Origin of the sequence: Caloramator sp. CAR-1, from assembly GCF_030546345.1 — a bacterium.
Taxonomy (GTDB): domain Bacteria; phylum Bacillota; class Clostridia; order Clostridiales; family Caloramatoraceae; genus Caloramator; species Caloramator australicus.
Window position 1 is genome coordinate 24,136 of record NZ_JAUONW010000014.1, and the last position, 21,245, is coordinate 45,380.

Here is a 21,245-nt window from a genome sequence, read left to right on the forward strand (position 1 = left end):
TTGGAACTGCCTTTTATCATACAATTAAAGATAAGGGTGGTTGTTATTTTTTTACAATTGACGTATAATTGTAAAAAGGGCAGATTTTTATTTTTGGGGTGTTATAATGGAAAATAAAGTGTTTAAACATTTGATTATCGTTTCCTTTGATGCTGTATCTAAAGATGATTTTGATGTAATAAAGGCTTTGCCTAATTTTAGTGAGTTTCTAGTTAATGCAAATTATACCTTTGACGTAGAACCTGTTTACCCAACCTTAACATATCCAATTCATGTCAGCATGATGACAGGCAAACTTCCAAGGGAGCATGGAGTTATTAATAATACATTAATTCAACCAAGGATGAGAAGACCGGATTGGTATTGGGAAAGAAAATATATAAAGTCGGATACTTTATTTGATGTTGCAGCAAGAAAAGGGTTAATTACTGCTGCACTTTTATGGCCGGTTACAGCAAAGGCTAACATAAAATACAATATGCCTGAAATATTTGCAAATAGACCATGGCAAAATCAGATTACAGTATCCTTATCCTCTGGAAGTTTTTTTTACCAGCTCGACCTTGTAAGGCGCTTTGGACATCTTTTCAAATCCTTTAATCAGCCAGACCTAGATAATTTTGTCCTTGAATGTTCATTATATACCATAAAAAAATATAAGCCTAATCTCATGCTCATTCATTTTACCGATGTCGATACACATAAACATAAATATGGCGCAAAATCTAATAAGGTTATGGAGGCTTTAAAAAGGCACGATATTAGGCTTTCAAAGATAAGACTGGCAATTGAGGATGCAGGGATTTCAAAGGATACAATTCTTTGCCTTCTTGGAGATCATGGAAGTTTAGATGTTGAAAAAGAGATCAGATTAAACAAATTATTTTTAGAAAGGGGATTGATAAGGGAGGATAAAAAGGGAAGGATTATAGATTATGATGTCTATTTAAAATCCTGCGACGGTTCGGCTTATGTTTATTTGAAGGATGATAGTAATATAGAAGTTAAAAATAAGGTTATGGAAGTTTTAGATGAATTTAATAAATACTATCCTAATGCAATTGAAAGGATATTTACAAGGGAGGATTCAGTAAACTTAGGATTTGATGAAGCTGCTTTTTTAATGTTGGAGGGCGGCAAGGGCTATAGTTTTTCAAGCAAACATTTTGGAGATGTAATTTCTCCGTCAAATTATAAGGCGGTTCATGGACAGCTTCCTGTAAAACATAAAACATTTTTTGCATTGAGCGATAAAGAGGTAGATATTAGCGGTTTAAAAAAGGTCACAGATTTTAAGAAGGTTTTTGATAAAATTTTAGGTTTGAAATTATAATGTTAGGGGGATTTTTATGAAGCTTAATAAGCTTGAAAGGAGCTGGGCCCTTTATGATTGGGCTAATTCAGCCTACTCGATGACGGTGACCTCAACTATTTTACCTTTGTATTTTAAAATGATAACTGATTCTGCAGGAATTGAAAAAAACATTTCAACGGCCTATTGGGGTTATGCAAATTCCTTTGGAACGTTGTTGATTGCAATTCTAGCACCGATATTAGGAACTATTGCTGACTATAAAGGTTATAAGAAAAAGTTTTTTAGATTCTTTTTCATGCTTGGAGTAATTTCAACGGCAATGCTTGCCCTTCCAAAGGATCAATGGCTGGTTCTTCTTATTATATATTTTATTACAGAAGTTGGCTTTGCCGGGGCAAATATATTTTATGATGCCTTTTTAGTTGACGTAACGACGGAGGATAGGATGGATAGGGTATCCACAATGGGCTATGGTCTAGGATACATAGGAAGCACAATCCCATTTATTATCTGTATAGCAATAATAATACTTGCACAATTTAAAAAGATTCCTATGAGCATAGAAACTGCATCGAGAATTTCATTTGTTATAACTGCCATATGGTGGGGAGTATTTACAATTCCAATGCTTAAAAATGTAAAACAAGTCCATTATGTAGAAATAGAAAAAAATCCTGTTTTGTCTAGTTTTAAAAGACTTTTTAAAACCTTAAGGGAAATAAAAAAACACAAGAGCATATTTATATTCCTTCTTGCTTATTTCTTCTATATAGATGGAGTAGATACTATAATTAAGATGGCAACAGCCTATGGGTCGGATCTTGGGATAAGTTCCACAACTCTTCTTATAATTTTACTTGTGACTCAATTCGTGGCATTTCCTTTTGCACTTTTGTATGGCAGACTTGCTGAAAAGTATTCCGGAAAATTTATGCTCCTTATTGCAATAGGCATATATACATTTATATGTATTTATGCATACTTTATAAAGACGGCTTTAGATTTTTGGGTCCTTGCGATGCTGGTTGGAACATCCCAGGGAGGAATTCAAGCCCTCAGCCGTTCGTATTTCGGAAAGCTTGTTCCAAAGGAGAACTCAAACGAATTTTTTGGATTTTATAATATATTTGGTAAATTTGCGGCAATAATGGGACCATTTTTAGTTGGTCTTGTTGCTCAAATTACAGGAAGGACTAATAATGGTGTTTTTAGTATAATAATTTTGTTTATCATTGGTGGGATTTTGCTTGTAAAGGTGCCTAATCAGAGCGCTAAAACAATAGGAATAGATATATAATTTTTATGGAGGCGATGCAAATTGAGGTATGGATTATGTTTAACTGGTGGTGGTGCTAAGGGAGCCTTTCAGGCTGGGATAATAAAGGCTTTGAAGGAAAAGGGCCTTAACATAAATATTGTTTCAGGAACATCCATTGGAGCTATAAATGCATATTTTATGATGAAAAATGCCTATGAAGGATTATATGACTTTTGGATAAATATGGACGGTGAAAGATATAAATCTTCGCTGGATAAGGTAATCGATAATTCTAAGATAATAAACGAACTATATTCGCTAGAAGGTGAAGATGAAAAGATAGAACATGTTTATATAAATTATGTTTTAATCAAAAAAAGCAGCTTGTATGAAGTCATCGTTGATATAAAGGGAAAGGGGAAGCAAGACGCCTTAGAGGCTGTTAAAGTAAGCTCGCTTTTGCCTTATAATAAAGCTTTAGTGGATTTTAAAGGCAAAATGTTCGATACAAAACTTTTATTTGAAAGGTTTACTCAGGATGTTTTGTTAGGCTTATACGATGGCTTTAAACTTGATGGAGGGATTATGAATAATTGTCTTTTACAGCCTTTTATTAATCACAGGATGGATAAAATAATTATTATTGCCCTTAGGGATACCTTTGAAGTTCCTGAATATATTTATAAGTATTATAAAGAAGAGGATCTATTTGTGTTTAAACCAAATTTTAAAATAAATCCTGAGGATACAATAAGGTTTGAAAAGGATTTTTGCTTTGACTTGTTTCAAAAAGGATATGAGATGGCAAGTAAAGTAGAAGTTTAGGGGACATATGTCCCCTAAATTTATGCAACGAAAAGCATATGAAAGTCGTCTAAAGGTTGAAGGGAGGGTTAATCGTGGATAGAGCGGAGGATTCAAGGAAAATTGAAGATTTAGTAGAAAAATATGGCGATGATGTTTTGAGAATTTGTTTTGTATATACAAAGGACTATGCTGCAGCGCAGGATTTGTTTCAAGAGACGTTTATAAAGGTTTATAAAAACCTAAAGAATTTTAGAGGGGATTCAAGCGAAAAAACATGGATTATCCGTATAGCGATAAATGTCTGCAAGGACTATTTAAAAAGTGCTTGGATTAAAAGGTTTATATTTTTAGATGAAATAAAGGAAAACAGTTCTACCGATGTAGAGGGTTTGGTAATAGATGAAATTAAAAAGCATGAAGTAATCAAGGCGGTTTTAAATTTACCTCCTAAATACAGAGAAGTTATTCTTTTATATTATTATTTTGACTTCAATACGATAGAAATAGCAAAAACAATTGGGATATCAGAGACTGCAGTGAGAAGTAGATTAAAACGGGCAAGGGATCAGCTAAAAAATATTTTCAATGAAGGGGAGGTTGTTGATTATGAAGGATGACAGAAAAAGGCTTGATTTATCCGAACTTGACAAGATTAAGGCTTCAAAGGATTTGAAGACTAAGACTTTAAATAGATGCTTAGATGATGGAAATAAATTTAAAAGTTTTTTACTTTCAAAGGTTTCTCTAGTTTTTGCAGTAATTTTTGCTATTGTTTTAAGCTATGTTGCTATTGCTGTGAATAATTCTAAAGGAATAAAGGTTGTGAAAAGCTATGAACTTAAAGCAGCTAAAAGTGAAAAGGATTTGTTAAATGCCTTAAAGAGCGTTGGAATGCCAGCAAGGGATGGTGTATTTAATCTTGCTCAAGAAAGTGCAAAATCAGCAAGTCCTGCCCATTCTACTACAAATGTTCAAGTAGAAGGTATAGATGAGGCGGATATAATTAAAACCGATGGGAAATATATATATTCAATTAACAATTATAAAAATGAACTGATAATTTTTAAGGCGAACGATAGGGCTGAAATAATAAAAAGGCTAAAGGGAAAAGATCTATATGCAAATATAATAAATGCTGACTTAAATAACCTCTATTTAAGAGAAATGTTTATTTATGAAAAGGAAGATAAAAAATATTTAGTTTTATTATCCGGATTGATTAGATACGAACAAGAAACGGAAGAGCCATATAAAAAGTCAACGCCAAGTGAAAAAGTTGATATTATGCCTATAAGGTGGGGTGATGAGACGACTTTAATTTCAATATATGATATTAATGATATTGAAAAAATTAATTTAGTTAAGCAATTTGAAGTTTCGGGAAATGTGCTATCCAGCAGAATAAATGGGGATAATTTCTATCTTGTAACTAATAAATGGCTGCGTTATTTTATTCAAGATAAAAGTGAAAAGGTTCTACCATTTTATGTAGATTATGATAAACCTGATAATAAGAATTATATAGAACCTAAAAATGTTTTATACAATGAAAATAATATAAGTTCCAGTTTTACAGTAATATCTAATATAAATTTAGGTGATCTTACCTTTAAAATGCATTCGGTTTTAGGAAATTTTTATCAGATGTATATGTCTAAAGAAAATCTTTATCTTATAACAACCCAAACTGAAACAATAAAACCAATGGAAAAAAATAATGGTCAAGATACAGTTCAATCGTTAGATAATTATAAGCAAAAAACCCTTATTTATAAGTTTAACTTACAAAAAGATGTAGTTTACAAGGGATATGGTGAAGTTAATGGATATATAATAAATCAATTTTCAATGGATGAATATGATGGATATTTTAGAATTGCAACCACTGAAGAAAGTTACAATGGAAATCAATTTAATACTAGCAATAACGTGTTTGTTTTGGACAGAAATCTTAAAATAGCAGGCAGCATAAGAAATATTGCTGAGGGTGAGAGGATTTACTCGGTAAGATTTGATGGAGAAAAAATGTATATGGTAACCTTCAAGCAGGTGGATCCATTATTCGTCATAGATCTTGAAAATCCTTATAGTCCTAAGATATTAGGATATCTAAAGATACCAGGATACAGCACTTACCTTCATCCATTAGGAGAAAATAGACTTATAGGAATAGGTTTAGAAACAGCGGATTTAGAAGGCAGGGTAATAAATAAGGGAATAAAGATTGCTCTGTTTGATATTTCAAATTTAGAAAAACCAAAACAAATTTCTAAGCTTGAAATAGGAGGAAGGGGAAGCTATTCAGAATCTCTATACAACCATAAGGCGTTAACTGTATATAAACCATATGATCTTTATGCCTTTGATTTGTATGAAACGAGGGATGATGATTCATATACTCAAATATTTAGAGGACTTTGTCTTTTAAGGATTAACGATAATGAAATTAAATTACTACAAAAGATTACCCATATGGATTTGTTAAAGGGCGTTAGCGAAGTTGAGGCCTATGATTATGGATATAGGGCAGTATTTGTTGACAAGTTAATGTTCGTAATTTCCAATGTTGGAGTTACTGTTTTGAATTTAGATGAGATGAAGATTATAAAGAATGAAAGGATATAGAATAAGTAGCCTGTATAGGCTACTTATTCTTTTGTTGTGGTATAATAGTAGGGAGGTGGTTATGTGAATAATAAGTTAAATAATGAGATTCTTGATAAACTTACTAAAGTTTGTTTGTGTAAAGGCATTTCACGAGCAAGTATAAAAAAAGCTATAGAAGAAGGAGCTGACACATTAGAAAAGATTCAAAGAAAAACTGGAGCAGGTTCAGGTAGTTGCAGAGGTCAAAGATGCACAGTAAAGATAATAGAACTTTTGGAGGAATATAAAAATAGTAAAAATTAGGAGGGTAATATGATAGCGGAGGTAATTTCAATTGGAACTGAGCTATTGCTTGGTGATATCGTTAATACAAATGCACAGTATATAGCAAGAAGGCTAAAGGATCTTGGAATATTTGTTTACTATCAAACTGTTGTTGGGGATAATGAAAAAAGACTTATGGATGCATTTGAAATTGCATTTAAAAGAAGCGATATAGTGATAACAACTGGGGGACTTGGACCGACTCAGGATGACCTTTCTAAGGAAGTTGCTGCAAAATATTTTAATAAAAATTTGATTTTAGATGAAGAAACATTAAGATCAGTAGAAGAATATTTTTCGAGAAGGAAGCTCCCATTAACTGAGGGGATAAAAAAACAAGCTTTGATAATTGAAGGAGCTAAGGCTCTAAAAAATGATTATGGGACAGCACCTGGAATATATTTTGAGAAAAACGGTAAGGTCTTAATTATGATGCCTGGACCTCCTAAGGAGATGATTCCTTTATTTGAGAATAGGGTTGTTCCAATTCTTTTAAGATATACTGATAATATTCTTATGTCAAAGGTTTTAAGAATTGCAGGAATTGGAGAGAGTTTTGTTGAGGATAGGATTAAGGATTTAATAGAAGACCAGACAAATCCGACTATAGCTCCATACGTTAAGGATGGAGAGGTTACCTTAAGAATTACTGCAAAAGCAAAGGATGAAAGGGAGGCCATAGAGCTAATTGAACCTTTAGTTAAGGAAATCAATGAAAGATTAGAAGGATATGTTTATGGTGAAGGAGATACTAGCCTTGAGGAGGTTTTAGGAAATCTTTTGTTAAAGCATAATTTAAAAATCGCCGTAGCAGAATCCTGCACAGGAGGGATGATAACATCAAGGCTTGTTAATTTTCCAGGAATTTCAGCATCTTTGGTGGAGGGGTTAGTAACTTATAGTAACGAATCAAAAATGAAAAGGCTTAATGTTAGTGAAGAAACTTTAAAAAGTTTTGGTGCGGTAAGCAAAGAATGTGCAATTGAAATGGCAAGGGGAGCTGCTTTAACTTCAAACTCTGATATTGGGATTTCTTCAACAGGGATTGCAGGTCCTTTAGGTGGAACAGAACAAAAGCCTGTAGGCCTTGTTTATCTTGGACTTTATTTTAATGGTAAGGAAAAATATAAGGAATTAAGGCTTTCTGGAGATAGACAAAGGATTAGACTTTTGACAACAAATTTAGCACTTCTTTGGCTTATTAATGAAATAGGTTCATGGGAGAGGGGAGAATGAGTTTTTATAAGGAACTGCTTGAAATAATTTTAAAATACACACAAGAGGGTATTCATGTTATTGATAAAGAAGGCAATACAATAATATATAATAAAGCAATGGCTAATTTAGAGGGGATGGATGAAGAGGAGGTTTTAGGGAAAAATCTTCTTGAGATTTTCCCAAGCCTAAATGAAAATTCCAGCACCCTTTTACATGCGTTAAAAACTGGAGAGGCTATAATAGATAGATATCAGACATATTTAAATAAAAAGGGATATAACATCACATCTGTAAATACAACAGTTCCGATTATTAAGGATGGAGAAATTTTAGGGGCAGTTGAGATTTCCAAAGATTTTACTAAGGTTAAGGAGCTTTATGATAATATAATAAAACTAACCGAAGGAACTGATGAAGGAATTTCTAGTGATTATACCACTTTTTCAAATATTATTGGATTAAGTCCCAAATTTTTAAAGGCTATCGAGATAGCCAAAAAGGCGTCAAGGTCATCATCAACAGTTTTAATTTATGGTGAAACAGGAACAGGAAAAGAAGTTTTTGCACGGTGCATTCACAATGAAAGTGCAAGAAAAAACAAACCCTTTATTGCAGTAAACTGTGCTGCCCTACCTGAAAGCCTTTTGGAGGGGATCTTATTTGGAACGGTAAAGGGGGGGTTTACAGGTGCAATAGACAGACCAGGGCTTTTTGAACAGGCTAATGGCGGAACACTTCTTCTTGATGAGATAAATTCTATGCCTCTTTCACTTCAGGCAAAGCTTTTGAGGGTTTTGCAGGAAAGTTATGTAAGGAGAATTGGGGGACTTAAGGATATCCCTATCGATGTTAGAGTTATAGCAACTACCAATGAGGATCCGTATACAGCAATTCTAAACGGAAAATTTAGAAAGGATTTATATTATAGGCTGAGCGTGATTAATATTACAATTCCTCCTTTGAGAGAGAGAAAGGAGGATATAGCCTTATTTGTTAAGTATTTTATAAAAAAATACAATAAAGAACTTAATAAAAATGTTTATGATGTTTCAAAGGAAGTTTATGATGCCTTTATGTCCTACGATTGGCCTGGCAATGTTAGAGAACTTAAAAATTATTTAGAAAGTGCGATGAATTTAGCAAGCGGCAGTATTTTAAAGGAAGAACATTTTTCAGGAATAAATCATGATAAAATATTTAAGAAAAAGTCTTTATCGGGGACAGCAAACATGGATATTATGGATGAAGTTGGTCTTGATGAATATCTAGAAGGTATTGAAAAAAAATTAATTTTAAAGGCATTAGAAGAAACAGGTTACAACATTACAAAAGCAGCAGAAAAATTAAAAATAAAAAGACAAACCCTTCAACATAAAATGAAAAAATATAAAATTAATGAAAATGACGAAAATTAGGCATGGTCGTGCAAAATATTTTGCATGACCGATTTTTTATTTTATGAAATTTTATAAAATGGGATTTGTAGTTACTTTAACAATTGCAAAAATTTTTGCATCAAAGCAGAATTTTTAGACTATTCTAAAATCATGCATAAATATTCGAAATAGTTTGATAAAAAGTAAATTTTTATTTATTAAAAATTAAAAATTTTTTTAAATATAATAAAAACTTTGGCACGATATTTGCTTATTAATTTAAGTGAAAATATTTTTAAAATTAAGGGGGTAATCTTATGGATAAAGTAAAAGTTGTTATGTGGGGAATCGGTGCCATGGGCGGTGGCATGGCAAAGATGATCCTAGATAAGGAAGGAATTGAAATAGTAGGTGCTATAATTGGACAACCTGAAAAGGCAAACATGGACCTTGGAGAATATTTAGGACTTGACAGAAAGGTTGGTGTGTTAACTTCAACAGATGCTAAGGCAGTATTAGATTCTGTAAAGGCTGATGTTTGCATAATTGCAACAGATTCATTTGTAAAGAATGTCTTCCCACAAATTAAGATGGCAGTAGAGCATAAGATGAATGTTATTACAATTGCAGAAGAAATGTCATATCCACATACAATTGAACCAGAGCTTTCAAAGGAAATGGATAGACTTGCTAAGGAAAATGGTGTAACTATTCTTGGAACAGGAGTTAACCCAGGATTTGTTCTTGATACTTTAATAATTGTTTTATCAGCAGCATGCAGAAGAGTAAACAAGATTAGAGCAGCAAGAATCAATGACCTTTCACCCTTCGGACCAACAGTTATGAGAACACAGGGTGTAGGAACTACTCCTGAAGAATTCGAAAAGGGAATCAAGGAAGGAACAATAGTAGGTCACATTGGTTTCCAACAGTCAATCCCAATGATTGCAGATGCTCTTGGAATTGAAATCGACGAAGTTGTTGAAACAAGAGAGCCAATTATATCAAGTGTTTATAGAGAAACTCCACATGTTAAGGTAGAACCAGGAATGGTAGCAGGATGTAAACATATTGCGTATGGAAAGAAGAATGGAGAAGTTGTAATAACGCTTGAACATCCACAACAGATCCATCCACATTTAGAAGGCGTTGAAACAGGAGATTACATTTGGATTGAAGGAGATCCAAACCTTAGCCTTTCAATAAAGCCAGAAACTCCAGGAGGAATAGGAACAATTGCAGTTGCAGTAAATATGATTCCTCATGTTATTAATTCAGAGCCAGGATTAAAGTCAATGATAGATATGCCACTTCCACATGCTTTGATGGCAGATATTAGAAAGTATATCAGAAGATAATTTGGGGTGATAAAAAATGATGGCAAAGAAGGGGGATTGGGTTCAAATTCATGAGGTAGTGCTAAAGCCCCACGAAAGAACTGCAAATATCCCCGAAGATACAAAAAAAGTTCCACTTGAAATGTGGGTTAAGGGGTTTTTAAATCACGATGCAAAAATTGGCGATACAGTAGAGATTACTACTTTAACAGGAAGAATTGTAAAGGGTGAATTGGTTGAAATAAACCCAACCTATACCTATGGTTTTGGAGATTTTGTGCCTGAAGTATTGCAGATTGGAATAACATTGAGAAACATATTGAAAGAAGGTGATGGCCGTGAGTAAGGATATGAGTTATCAGGCCGTCATGGCAAGAAAAAATGAGATAATGAAAAGGGCAGTAGGAATTGATTATTCTGTCTTTGAAACAGGTAGGATTGCCTTTGACTATGAAAGGATGATGAGGGAAACAGGTTATTCCCTTCAGGAAATACAAAATATTCAATCCAGTGTTGGAGTTGGAAATACTCCTTTAATTGAACTAAAAAATTTAACTAAGCTCGTTAGAAAACTTGCACCAAAGGGAAAGGGAGCAAGGATATTTATAAAGGATGAGGCCTGCAATCCTTCAGGGAGCTTTAAGGATAGAAGGGCATCGGTTTCAGTGTATCATGCTGAAAAACTTGGATTTAAAGGTGTAGTTGCAGCAACAAGTGGAAACTATGGTGCTGCAGTTGCGTCCCAGGCTGCAATGAGAAACTTAAAGGCTATTATTGTTCAAGAATGCTATGATTCAAGAAAGATTGGACAACCTGAAATTTTGGAAAAACAAAGAAAATGCGAATGCTTGGGGGCAGAAACAATTCAGCTTTCAGTTGGTCCAGAACTTTTCTATATGTTCCTTAGGGTTTTAGAGGAGACGGGATATTTTAATGCATCGCTATACTCACCCTTTGGAATTGCGGGGGTTGAAACATTAGGATACGAAATTGCAATGCAGTGTAGAGAAAAGATAGGTAAAGATCCTGATGTTGTTATAGCAACCCATGCTGGTGGAGGAAATGTAACAGGAACCGCAAGGGGACTTAGAAAGGCTGGAGCCCTTGACACAAAGGTTTATGGAGCTAGTGTGGACTTGTCAGGACTTCATATGGCGTCAGACCATGATTTTAATAGAAAGTCCTTTACAACAGGACATACAGGATTTGGAATACCATTTGCAACTTGGCCAGATAGATCAGACGTTCCAAGAAGTGCTGCAAGACCATTAAGATATCTTGATAGATATTTTACAGTTAAGCAGGGAGAAGTTTTCTATATAACTGAAGCCCTTGCACAGCTTGAGGGAATTGAAAGGGGACCGGCAGGAAATACATCATTAACGGCTGCCTTTGCCCTTGCGATGGAAATGGATGAGGATCAGGTTATAGTTGTTCAGGAAACTGAATACACAGGGGTTGGTAAACATCATCTATCACAATTAAGCTTTGCAAGGAAAAATGGAATTGATATAAGATTTGGAAACCCAGATGAAGAAGTAGCAGGAAAGAACATAATTCTTCCTGAACATCCAGGCCTTATTAAGGCAAGGGAAGTTGATCTTAACAAACTAAGAAGATCCTACATCAAAAACTGTATAGAGATAAATAAAGTAGAATCCCTAACAAAGGAAGATATAGAATTCCTAGCACAAGATACAAAAACTGATGATGATTTTGTAATAGAAGCTTTAAAGGAACTTGGTGTAAAAATTGAATAGGGACAGTTCTTAATTGTTTTAAATAATAAAAAATTTAAAAAATATAGGGACGGTTTATTGTCTTAAATTATAAACAATTAAGAACCGTCCCCAATAACAAGGAGGGAGTAAGATGTCAAAGAGACCAGATGATTTTGAAGTAAGAAGACAACATCTTAAAAATTTAACTGATGAAGAACTTGAAAGAAGATTTTGGCAGCTTGCTGAGGAAATTGTTAAGCCTTTAGTTGAGCTTGCTTACAATCATACATCTCCAGCAGTTGAAAGATCAGTTCTTTTAAGGATGGGGTTTTCAAGCATAGAAGCAAAGGCAATTGTTGAAGGTGTTATGAAGCTTGGCCTTTTAGGTAAAGGTGCAGGAAATGTAGTTTATAGACTTGCAAAAAAGAAAAATTTACCAATAAGAGAAGCAGGTTTACTACTTGTTGAAGGAAAGGCTTGGGAGGAAGTTCCAGGACTATTTGAGGGAGGTGCTGCAAATGCTTGAAAAGAACAAAAAGCTTGATATAGAAGAAATTTTAAAGGACCTTGAACATTATAGACCAAAAAGAAGAGGTTGGCACTGGAGGGAAGAACAAGGTAGGCAAATCTATGGTGAATTTGAATATCATCAAGCTTCAAAACCATTAAAGCAAAGCATTCCACTTCCAGCTGCAAGAAGCTTTGGAAACATTGACCCACAGCCTGATTGTATTGTAACAACTGAAATTGCATCAGGTAGATTTGAAGACGACATAAGAAGAATGAGAATGGCTGCATGGCATGGTGCAGACCACATAATGGTTATTAGAACAGCAGGACAAAGCCATTATGATGGGCTAATTGAAGGAACTCCTGAAGGAATTGGTGGTGTTCCAATATCAAGAAAACAAGTTAGAGCAACAAGAAAGGCCCTTGACCTTATAGAAGAAGAAGTTGGAAGACCAATAAACTTCCACTCATACGTATCAGGTGTAGCTGGACCAGATATTGCTGTTATGTTTGCTGAAGAAGGAGTTAACGGTGCTCATCAGGACCCACAATACAACGTTTTATACAGAAACATAAACATGGTAAGATCCTTTGTTGATGCAGCTGTTGCAAAGAAGATAATGGCATGGGCGGATATGGTTCAAATCGATGGTGCTCACAATGCCAACGCAACTGCAATGAAGGCATGGAAGGTTATGCCAGAGCTTATGGTTCAGCACGCTATAAACTGTGCCTTCTCAAAGGCTGTTGGAATGAAGCCAGAAAATATAGCGCTATCTACAGTTCCACCAACAGCTCCACCAGCACCATGCTTAAGACTTGACCTTCCATATGCTGTTGCCCTAAGACATTTATTCAAAGATTACAAGATGAGAGCTCAGATGAATACAAAATATATGGAAAGCGATACGAGGGAAGCTACAGTAACCCATGTATTGAACCTTTTAATTTCAAGGCTTACAAGGGCAGATATACAATCAACAATAACTCCAGATGAAGGAAGAAACGTTCCATGGCATTACTATAACATTCAAGCAATTAGCACTGCAAAGCAGGCACTTGTTGGTATGGACGGACTTTTAGAAATGGTAGAGCTCAAAAAAGATGGTTACCTTGCTGAAAAGGTTAGAGAACTTAAGGAAAGAGCCGTTCTATTTATGGAGGAAATCCTTGAAGTTGGTGGATACTTTAAGGCTGTTGAAATGGGCTTCTTTGTTGATTCAGGTATGTATCCAGAAAGAAATGGAGATGGGATAGTAAGACATATAGATGGAGGAATTGGTGCAGGAACAGTAGTTGAAAGGGATAAGGATTACATGGCACCAGTTTGCGAACACTTTGGATATAACAATCTTCCAGAAGGGTTAGAAAAGCCATGTGATCTTATAGATGGCTGCACATTCCATAAACCAGAAAAGATAGTATTTATCGATGAGCTTGATGAAAACGACAATGTATACAACAGACTAAAGGAAACAGAACACTTAAGAAAATCCACAGAAATCAAGCCAGAGGTTGAATGGACTGGTGATGGAATAGTTGCAACAACTATATTCTTACCCTGCGATGAAGATACTGCTGAGGCTGCAGCATTAGAAATAGGAAAGAAGATGGGACTTGAAGATGTTGTAGTAATTCATAAATTACCTGCCCATCCATCTGAAGGAACGGTAGTTGAAATTAAGGGTAGAGTTCCATTTACAATAGATGTTTCAAAGCTTACTATTCCAAAGAAGCCAGAAGTTCTTGATGACGATGTTATTAGAAAGGACATTGAAAGAAAGGGAATGAAGGTTGTTGCGGCAACTGTTGGTGAAGATGAACACTCAGTAGGACTTAGAGAAGTTATAGACATAAAACATGGCGGAATAGAAAAATATGGAATAGAAGTTCATTATTTAGGAACTTCAGTTCCAGTTGAAAAGCTTGTTGACGCTGCAATCGAGCTCAACGCTGATGCGATACTTGCAAGCACAATTATAACCCACAACGATGTTCACATTAAGAACATGAAAAAGCTTCATGAACTTTGTATTGAAAAGGGTATAAGAGACAGAATAATCCTTGCAGCAGGTGGAACTCAAATCAACGACGATATTGCAAAAGAAGCAGGTATGGACGCAGGATTTGGTAGAGGAACTAAGGGAGTTCACGTGGCATCCTTCCTTGTAAAGAGAAGATGGGAAATGGAGAAGGATAGGAATGAAAATTGATTGCTTAATAGCTGAAATAGGTAGCACTACGACGGTATTAAATGCGTTTAATATTAAAAATGAGATTAAATTCATAGGTCAAGGACAGGGGCCAACGACTGTCCTTGAGGGGGATGTCACAATAGGCCTTAACATGGCTCTAGACTCCCTTGCAAAAAATATAGGTGCAGATTATATAGAATACGATGAATTTTTTGCCACATCCAGTGCAGCTGGAGGGTTAAGAATGACGGTCCACGGCCTTGTTTATGACATGACTGTAAGGGCGGCAAAGGAAGCCGCCCTTGGGGCCGGGGCCATTATAAAGATGGTTACTGCAGGAAAGTTAAGAAGGACTGACCTTCAAAAGATAAAGGAAATAAGGCCTAATATTATACTTGTTGCAGGCGGCGTTGATTATGGTGAAAGGGAAACAGCCCTTTATAACGCAGAACAGATTGCTAACCTAAAGCTCAACGTTCCGGTACTCTATGCCGGAAACATCGAAAATCATGAAGAGGTTAAGCTAATTTTTGAAGAAGCTGGTCAGCCTCTTTATATAGTTGAAAACGTTTATCCAAGGATTGATATGTTAAACGTTGAACCTACAAGAAAGGTAATACAAAAGGTTTTTGAAGAACATATAACTAAAGCCCCAGGGATGTCAAAGGTGAGAAACATGGTTAACGAATCCATAATTCCAACCCCAGGGGCAGTAATGGAAAGTGCTATTTTGCTTCACGAAGCATTAGGGGATTTGATGGTTTTAGACGTTGGGGGGGCAACTACAGACGTTCACTCTGTTACCGAAGGCAGCGACGAAATACAAAGAATTTTAATAAGCCCAGAGCCCTTTGCAAAAAGAACAGTAGAAGGGGACCTTGGAGTTTATGTTAATCTTCCTCATATAGTTGAAAAAATAGGTCTTGAGGAGTTAAAAAAGGAATTTCCTGATGCAGAAGAGCTTATAGAAAATAGAAAGCCGATACCAGAAACCGATAGGGAAAAGGAATTCATAGAAAGGTTAACAAAAGAGGCAGTTTTAACTGCTGTAAGAAGGCATGCGGGTGGATTAAGGCATATATTTGGTCCTACGGGAAAGAAAACTGTTGCAGAGGGAAAGGACCTTACAAATGTAAAATATATTATAGGGACTGGAGGAGCCTTGACAAGGCTGCCTAAGCGGGTTGAAATATTGTCCAGCATTCCCTATGATAACACAGGAGATATGTTCCTTTATCCCAAAAAGGGAGTTAAGGTGCTTATCGACAACTATTATATCATGGCTTCCCTTGGAGTATTATCTAAAAAACATAAGGAAGCTGCATTAAAACTATTAATGGAAAGTTTGGGTTTGGAAGGTGCTTGATATGTATCCAAGAGTTGAGGTAAATTTAAACAAATTAAAGGAAAATGCAAACTTTTTAGCAAAGTTGTCAGAAAAGCATGGAATTAAGATCATGGGGGTTACCAAGTGCTTTTGTGCAATTCCAGAGCTTTCAAAAGCTTTGGTAGAAGGTGGAGTTGAATATATTGCTGATTCAAGGATTGAAAATTTGATTAAGCTTAAGGATCTTAATGTTAAAAAGGTTCTTTTAAGAATTCCAATGCAAAGTGAAGCTGAGCTTGTTGTAAAATATTCAGATTACAGTCAAAATTCGGAATTGGAAACTTTAAAGCTATTGGGGGCAAAGGCTTTAGAGATTGGAAAAATTCATAAAGTAATTTTGATGGTAGACCTAGGGGATTTAAGAGAGGGGATATGGCCGGAGGATGTTGATGGCTTTGTTGCTGAAGCTATAAAAATTGAAGGAATCAAAATTGTTGGGTTTGGTGTTAATTTAACCTGCTATGGTGGAGTTATTCCCGATGAGAACAATCTTGGAAGGCTTGTTGAGATTGCAAAAAAGATGCAGGAAAAATATAATTTAGATCTTGAGATTATATCAGGAGGGAATTCCTCAAGTTTATATTTGCTCTTAGAGAATAGATTACCAAAGGGGATAAACAATTTAAGGTTCGGTGAAGCTCTACTTTTAGGCAGAGAAACTGCCTTTGGGAATTTTGTAGATGGCCTTCATAAGGATGTGTTTATTTTAAGGGCTGAGATAATAGAGTTAAAGGAAAAGCCTTCTGTTCCTATTGGCAACATTGGTATGGATGCCTTTGGGCAAAAACCACATTTTGAAGACAAGGGAATTATGAAAAGGGCAATTGTTGCCATGGGAAGGCAGGATATTGATCCGAGTGGGCTTATCCCCTTGGATCAGGATATATCAATAGTTGGTGCAAGCAGCGATCATACAATTTTAGATGTTACCCATAGCAAGAGGGAATATAAAGTTGGGGATACGGTAGAATTTGTAATGGAATATGGTGCCCTTTTGAGGGCTATGACTTCGGAGTATGTAAAAAAGGTGATAGTTTAACAAAAAGCCAACTGATGATAACGTTCATCAGTTGGCTTTTCACTTTATATCAATATCAATTTCATTGCTTTATTATAAACCCAATCTTTCTTTGCATCTTTCTCAATGTTTTTGTTGCAACATAATTTGCCTTTTCTGCACCTTTGTTGTAAATATTTTCAAGATAAGTTTTATCATCTAAAAGTTCCTTTACTTTATTTTGAATCGGAGTAAGTTCATTAATAACAGCTTCTGCAACATCTTCTTTAAACTTAGCATACCCGGATCCTTCATATCTTCTTTCTATTTCTTCAGGAGTCATATTTGTTATTGCAGATAATATATTTATTAAATTCTTTATACCCGGTTGTTCATCGCTGTATCTGACAATACCTACTGTATCGGTTACTGCCCTTGATATTTTTTTTCTTATCACCTCTGGGGGGTCCATTATTAAAATATAACCGTTTGGGTTATCCTCTGACTTTGACATTTTCTTTGATGGATCTTGAAGATCCATTATCTTTGCTGCCCTTTCAGGTATATATGCTTCAGGAACCTTAAAGGTTGGACTGTATAGGTTATTAAACCTAATTGCAATATCCCTTGCAAGTTCAAGGTGCTGCTTTTGATCCTTTCCAACAGGGACAAGGTCTGTATTGTAAAGAAGAATATCTGCTGCCATAAGAACAGGATAATTAAAAAGTCCTGCACTTATGCTTTCACCAAGTTTTTGAGCTTTATCCTTATACTGTGTCATACGGCTTAGTTCTCCCATGTAGGTAAAGCAGTTTAAAAGCCATGCAGCTTCACTGTGGGCGGGGACATGGGATTGAATAAACAAAGTATTTTTTTCAGGGTCAATGCCTGAGGCGATATATATTGCTAAAATTTCAAGGGTTCTTTTTCTTAAAAGGGCAGGCTCCTGCCTTACAGTTATAGCATGTAAATCAACAACACAAAAATATGAATCATACTCATCCTGAAGTTTAACCCAATTTTTAATAGCACCAAGATAATTACCAAGGGTTAAGTCCCCGGATGGCTTTATTCCGCTAAATATAACCTTTTTTTCTTCCATGTCAAACACCCCTTTATCTATATAAATTGGTAAATAATGAAAATGTCAAAAAGTTAAAATGTCAAGTGGCAGGCACTAATAAAAAACACCCTATACAAAAGTATAGGGCGCATGGTGCGCGGTGCCACCTATTTTCAGGAAATATATTCCCCTCGTTGTAAAAGCCTTTATAACGTAAGGCAAACGGCTCTGGCTACTTGATTCACCATGCTCCTTAGGGACCCATTCGGCTTAAGGGATGCTACCGCATTTCCACCAGCAGCGGCTCTCTGTAAGCTCCTTTTTAAGCCTACTTGCTCCCGTCATTGGATTTATCTATATACTATTATATTGAACAATAATTGTCAAGAAATTATAAAATTTGTTTGAAAATTCATACTATATTTGGTATAATTTTTTACAAGATAAAATTTGAGGTGATATTATGAAGGTTATAAAAAAAGATGGAAGGGTTGAAGAATTTTATAAAGATAAGATAATTACTTCTATCGAAAATGCATCCGACGATGTTAAGGAACCTTTAACTATGTCTGATGTAGAAAATGTAGTCCGTGAAGTGGAAAAAAATTTATTAAACCTTAATAAAAAAGAAGTAACAACCCATGAGATAAGGCAAGTTACAATTGAAGTGCTTAAAAATTTTGGCTTTAACGATGTAGCAGAAGCCTATGAGAATTTTATATAAGGGGGAATTTTTATGACAAGCTTAAAGGGGACAAGGACAGCAGAAAATCTTATGAAGGCCTTTGCTGGCGAATCCCAAGCAAGGACAAGATATACATATTATGCAAGTCAAGCAAAAAAGGAAGGCTTTATTCAAATTTCAAACATATTTATGGAAACTGCTGATAATGAAAAGGAACATGCTAAAATATTTTTTAAATTTTTAAACGAAGATTTGCAGGGTGAAACTGTTGAAATCACAGCGGATTATCCTGTTGGGCTTTCTACAACTTTAGAAAATTTAAAATATGCAGCAAACGGAGAAAATGAAGAATGGACAAAACTCTATCCAGAGTTTGCTAAAGTTGCAGAAGAAGAGGGTTTCCCAAAGATTGCTTTAGCTTTTAGAAAGATAGCAGAAGTTGAACAGAGGCATGAGGCTAGATATAGAAAGCTTTATGAAAATCTTTTAAGTGATAAGGTGTTTAAAAAGGATGAAAAGGTTCTTTGGAAATGCAATAATTGCGGTTATATTCATGAAGGCAAAGAGGCACCAGCAATTTGCCCAACATGCCAACATCCACAAGGATATTTTGAGGTATTTGTAGAGAATTATTAATTTAGTGGCGTCAAACTTTTGTTTGGCGCCTTTTTTGATAAATAAATAAATAAAAGGAAATAATAGTTATTGAAAATTAAATAAAGGGAGTGATTTAAATGGAAATGTTTTGCTATCAATGCGAACAGACAGCTGGAGGTAAAGGTTGTGTTAAGGTTGGCGTTTGTGGGAAGCAACCTGATACAGCAAATTTACAGGATCTGCTTATTTATCTTTTAAAAGGAATTGCCTTCTATGGCAACATAGGAAGAAAGCTTGGAATTAAAGATGAAGAAATAGACCATTTCATTGCATACTCGATGTTTTCTACTTTAACCAATGTTAATTTTGACAATGAAAGATTTGTTGGGCTTATATTTAAGGCGGATGAATACAAGGAAAAGTTAAAAGAAATAGTTAAGAGAGAATATGAAAAAAAGAATGGGAAATGGGATGTTAAAGAACCTGAGGCTGCCCTTTACAGACCAAATGGAGGAGAAAAGGAACTTTTGGAACAATCAAAAGGAAAGGGTATAATGGCAGACGAAACATTGGATATGGATATTAGAGCACTAAGAGAAATGTTGATCTATGGTCTTAAGGGAATGGCAGCCTATGCTCATCATGCCTATATTCTCGGTAAAAAGGATGAAGAGGTTAATGCCTTTTTCCACACGGGACTTGCAGCAACATTAGATGATTCTTTAACTGTAAATGACTTAGTAAAATTATGCCTAGAATGCGGAAGGGCTAATTACAGATGTATGGAAATATTAAATGAAGGACATAAGGAACACTTTGGAACACCTCAACCGACGGAAGTTGATTTAAGTTTGAATAAGGGGCCTTTTATTGTAGTTTCGGGTCATGATCTGCATGATTTGGAGGAACTTTTAAAACAAACAGAAGGAAAAGGGATTAATATATACACCCATGGTGAAATGCTTCCTGCCCATGGTTATCCTGGGCTTAAAAAATACAAGCATTTAGTAGGCAACTTTGGATCGGCTTGGCAAAATCAACAAAGTGAGTTTGATAATTTACCAGGAGGAATTTTATTTACAACAAATTGCTTGATGCCACCTAAAGATAGTTATAAAGATAGGTTATTTACAACAAGCATGGTAGGATATTCAGGAATTCAACATATAGAAGTTAAAAATGGGAAAAAAGATTTTACCCCATTAATAAACAAAGCTTTGGAACTTGGAGGCTTTAAAGAAGATAAACCAGATAAAAAAATAATGGTAGGTTTTGGCCATGATGCGGTCATTGGTATAGCTGATAAGGTTATTGATTTGATAAAGCAAGGCAAAATTAAGAGATTCATGCTAATTGGTGGATGTGATGGAGCTAAGCCTGGTAGAAATTATTATACAGAGATGGCACAAAAAGCCCCGATGGACACAATAATTTTAACTCTTGCTTGCGGTAAGTATAGATTTAATAAACTTGACTTTGGAGATATAGATGGAATTCCAAGGCTATTAGACGTTGGGCAGTGCAACGATTCTTATTCTGCTATTAGAATTGCCCTAGCTCTAGCTGATGCCTTTAAGTGTGGAGTTAATGACTTACCGCTAAGCCTTGTGTTGTCATGGTATGAACAAAAAGCAGTGGCTATATTATTAACGCTTTTGCATTTAGGTATTAAAAATATAAGACTAGGACCAACATTACCTGCCTTTATAACTCCAAATATTTTACAGGTTCTTATAGACAACTACAATATTATGCCGATATCTAATGCAGAACATGATTTACAAGAAATTTTATCATAGGAGAGGTATCCTCTCCTTTTTATTTTTTCTTTTTTGTTTTATAATTAAT

Annotated in this window: 19 protein-coding genes and 1 other annotated feature; of the genes, 18 read left to right on the plus strand and 1 reads right to left on the minus strand. The window is 35.1% G+C overall.

Annotation, left to right across the window (positions count from 1 at the left end; translation table 11 throughout):
- The first annotated feature begins 106 nt into the window (after positions 1-106).
- The 15 genes from Q3V94_RS04365 (at position 107) to orr (ending at position 17,094) form a co-directional block, all read left to right on the plus strand.
- Positions 107-1,333, plus strand: coding sequence for an ectonucleotide pyrophosphatase/phosphodiesterase (locus tag Q3V94_RS04365; protein ID WP_303525473.1), 1,227 nt, complete (start codon positions 107-109; stop codon positions 1,331-1,333).
- Positions 1,334-1,349: 16 nt separating this feature from the next.
- Positions 1,350-2,612 (plus strand): MFS transporter, encoded by a 1,263-nt coding sequence (locus tag Q3V94_RS04370; RefSeq protein WP_303525476.1) that lies wholly within the window; start codon positions 1,350-1,352, stop codon positions 2,610-2,612.
- A 21-nt stretch (positions 2,613-2,633) separates the two neighbouring features.
- Complete coding sequence (locus tag Q3V94_RS04375) at positions 2,634-3,398, plus strand: patatin-like phospholipase family protein (protein ID WP_303525478.1); 765 nt, start codon at positions 2,634-2,636, stop codon at positions 3,396-3,398.
- Between the two features lie 74 nt (positions 3,399-3,472).
- Positions 3,473-3,997 carry a sigma-70 family RNA polymerase sigma factor gene (locus Q3V94_RS04380; RefSeq protein ID WP_303525481.1) on the plus strand — a complete coding sequence of 175 codons (525 nt, stop codon included), beginning with the start codon at positions 3,473-3,475 and terminating at the stop codon, positions 3,995-3,997.
- The gene (locus tag Q3V94_RS04385) at positions 3,987-6,005 is read left to right on the plus strand and encodes a beta-propeller domain-containing protein (protein ID WP_303525484.1); all 2,019 of its coding nucleotides are present in this window, start codon (positions 3,987-3,989) and stop codon (positions 6,003-6,005) included. Before Q3V94_RS04380 ends, Q3V94_RS04385 begins: the two co-directional genes overlap by 11 nt.
- Before the next feature lie 63 nt (positions 6,006-6,068).
- Positions 6,069-6,290: a (2Fe-2S)-binding protein gene (locus Q3V94_RS04390; RefSeq protein ID WP_303525487.1), complete on the plus strand. Its 222-nt coding sequence runs from the start codon at positions 6,069-6,071 to the stop codon at positions 6,288-6,290.
- A 9-nt stretch (positions 6,291-6,299) separates the two neighbouring features.
- The gene (locus tag Q3V94_RS04395) at positions 6,300-7,547 is read left to right on the plus strand and encodes a competence/damage-inducible protein A (protein ID WP_303525490.1); all 1,248 of its coding nucleotides are present in this window, start codon (positions 6,300-6,302) and stop codon (positions 7,545-7,547) included.
- Positions 7,544-8,944 (plus strand): sigma-54-dependent Fis family transcriptional regulator, encoded by a 1,401-nt coding sequence (locus Q3V94_RS04400; protein ID WP_303525492.1) that lies wholly within the window; start codon positions 7,544-7,546, stop codon positions 8,942-8,944. Before Q3V94_RS04395 ends, Q3V94_RS04400 begins: the two co-directional genes overlap by 4 nt.
- Before the next feature lie 278 nt (positions 8,945-9,222).
- On the plus strand, positions 9,223-10,263 hold the full coding sequence (gene ord, locus Q3V94_RS04405; protein ID WP_303525494.1) for a 2,4-diaminopentanoate dehydrogenase: 1,041 nt from the start codon (positions 9,223-9,225) through the stop codon (positions 10,261-10,263).
- A gap of 16 nt (positions 10,264-10,279) precedes the next feature.
- Positions 10,280-10,588 carry a 2-amino-4-oxopentanoate thiolase subunit OrtA gene (gene ortA, locus Q3V94_RS04410; RefSeq protein WP_303525496.1) on the plus strand — a complete coding sequence of 103 codons (309 nt, stop codon included), beginning with the start codon at positions 10,280-10,282 and terminating at the stop codon, positions 10,586-10,588.
- Positions 10,575-12,002, plus strand: coding sequence for a 2-amino-4-oxopentanoate thiolase subunit OrtB (ortB, locus tag Q3V94_RS04415; RefSeq protein WP_303525498.1), 1,428 nt, complete (start codon positions 10,575-10,577; stop codon positions 12,000-12,002). The genes ortA and ortB overlap by 14 nt, the downstream gene beginning before the upstream one ends.
- A 112-nt stretch (positions 12,003-12,114) precedes the next feature.
- Positions 12,115-12,489: an ornithine aminomutase subunit alpha gene (locus Q3V94_RS04420; RefSeq protein ID WP_008909899.1), complete on the plus strand. Its 375-nt coding sequence runs from the start codon at positions 12,115-12,117 to the stop codon at positions 12,487-12,489.
- Positions 12,482-14,686 (plus strand): D-ornithine 4,5-aminomutase subunit OraE, encoded by a 2,205-nt coding sequence (gene oraE / locus Q3V94_RS04425; protein ID WP_274768008.1) that lies wholly within the window; start codon positions 12,482-12,484, stop codon positions 14,684-14,686. Before Q3V94_RS04420 ends, oraE begins: the two co-directional genes overlap by 8 nt.
- The gene (locus tag Q3V94_RS04430; protein ID WP_303525504.1) at positions 14,676-16,034 is read left to right on the plus strand and encodes a GlmL-related ornithine degradation protein; all 1,359 of its coding nucleotides are present in this window, start codon (positions 14,676-14,678) and stop codon (positions 16,032-16,034) included. Before oraE ends, Q3V94_RS04430 begins: the two co-directional genes overlap by 11 nt.
- Before the next feature lies 1 nt (position 16,035).
- Positions 16,036-17,094 carry an ornithine racemase Orr gene (gene orr / locus Q3V94_RS04435; RefSeq protein ID WP_303525507.1) on the plus strand — a complete coding sequence of 353 codons (1,059 nt, stop codon included), beginning with the start codon at positions 16,036-16,038 and terminating at the stop codon, positions 17,092-17,094.
- A 61-nt stretch (positions 17,095-17,155) separates the two neighbouring features.
- Here the strand turns inward: orr and trpS are convergent, their stop codons facing one another.
- Complete coding sequence (trpS, locus tag Q3V94_RS04440) at positions 17,156-18,154, minus strand: tryptophan--tRNA ligase (RefSeq protein WP_303525510.1); 999 nt, start codon at positions 18,152-18,154, stop codon at positions 17,156-17,158.
- A 100-nt stretch (positions 18,155-18,254) separates the two neighbouring features.
- Positions 18,255-18,469, minus strand: a binding site (T-box leader).
- A 109-nt stretch (positions 18,470-18,578) separates the two neighbouring features.
- Between trpS and Q3V94_RS04445 the strand changes: the two genes are divergently transcribed.
- From Q3V94_RS04445 to hcp, 3 genes are all read left to right on the plus strand, one after another.
- The gene (locus Q3V94_RS04445; protein ID WP_303525513.1) at positions 18,579-18,839 is read left to right on the plus strand and encodes an ATP cone domain-containing protein; all 261 of its coding nucleotides are present in this window, start codon (positions 18,579-18,581) and stop codon (positions 18,837-18,839) included.
- A gap of 12 nt (positions 18,840-18,851) precedes the next feature.
- Complete coding sequence (gene rbr / locus Q3V94_RS04450) at positions 18,852-19,436, plus strand: rubrerythrin (protein WP_303525516.1); 585 nt, start codon at positions 18,852-18,854, stop codon at positions 19,434-19,436.
- Between the two features lie 98 nt (positions 19,437-19,534).
- Positions 19,535-21,196, plus strand: coding sequence for a hydroxylamine reductase (gene hcp, locus Q3V94_RS04455; RefSeq protein ID WP_303525519.1), 1,662 nt, complete (start codon positions 19,535-19,537; stop codon positions 21,194-21,196).
- Positions 21,197-21,245: the final 49 nt, after the last annotated feature.